Below are 550 nucleotides of genomic sequence, written 5' to 3'. Positions count from 1 at the left end.
GACCGAGTTCGCAATTGGTTCAGAAACCGCCAAAATTTTTTGCGCCTGTGGCGCATCCGCCCAATAAGCGCCAACGGATTTGTATAACGTCTCGTTGTGTGGTTTTCAATTTACGTTTTTTTCAGATAATGCTTTTTTAGTCTGGATTTGTGGGATTTTCAATAAGGATAACCATTCCACACAATGGACGTTATACGTTGTTGCCATTACGTTGTGGATATCAGTTCATTTTAATCAAATCAAATCAAATCAACTTTTTCGTAATAGTCATTGATATAGTACGTATCTCGGCGGAACCAATCCATTTAGCCGCAGAGATACTAGCATTTGGCCTCTATGATGGGTAATGTGGTCTGAAAGCAATAGAAGTATTTGTCTTTTTGTCCTATCGAGTCCAAAATAGTCAAGTCTTTCTCCGAGCTTATCAATATCGAATTCGGAAATAAAGTCTATGGTTTTATCAAAAGTTCTTTTGACCGTGGCGATCATTTCCTTTTTTGATTTGTTGTCCACTTTCAATTCCGTGTCCGTTTCCCAATCTCTTGCTTTC

The 550-nt window shown here is 38.5% G+C and carries 1 protein-coding gene; it reads right to left on the bottom strand.

The annotated features are described in order from the left end of the window. Positions 1–267: 267 nt before the first annotated feature. Positions 268–550: DinB family protein (locus I4Q58_RS15505; RefSeq protein ID WP_317194079.1), on the bottom strand; the 283-nt coding region annotated here is incomplete at its 5' end.

The sequence above is a fragment of the Luteirhabdus pelagi genome, assembly GCF_016827595.1.
GTDB lineage: Bacteria > Bacteroidota > Bacteroidia > Flavobacteriales > Flavobacteriaceae > Luteirhabdus > Luteirhabdus pelagi.
Note: the sequence above shows the minus strand (reverse complement) of the source record. Positions and strands in the feature narration are given on the sequence as shown.